Annotated in this window: 1 protein-coding gene; it reads left to right on the top strand. The window is 71.3% G+C overall.

The annotated features are described in order from the left end of the window. Positions 1–230: AtpZ/AtpI family protein (locus R0J92_RS27355; RefSeq protein WP_411053992.1), on the top strand; the 230-nt coding region annotated here is incomplete at both ends.

Genomic DNA, 230 nt, shown 5'->3' with positions numbered 1-230 from the left:
AGGGGTCGGACAAGGGCGACTCCGGGATGGGCGCCGGAATGCGGGTCGCCGTCGAGCTGGCGGCGGCCGTGGTGGTCGGGACGGGCATCGGCATCGTCCTGGATCGCTGGTGGGGCACGTCGCCCTGGATGTTGATCGCGTTCTTCGTCGTCGGCTGCGCGGCCGGGTTCCTCAACGTCTACCGAACCGCGCAGGAGCTCGACCGGCAGGCGAAGGAGCGCAAGGCGGCC

Source organism: Tritonibacter sp. SIMBA_163 (assembly GCF_046535935.1).
GTDB lineage: Bacteria > Pseudomonadota > Alphaproteobacteria > Rhodobacterales > Rhodobacteraceae > Epibacterium > Epibacterium scottomollicae.
The sequence above is the reverse complement of the archived record's forward strand: the minus strand, read 5'-3'. Positions and strand labels throughout refer to the sequence as shown.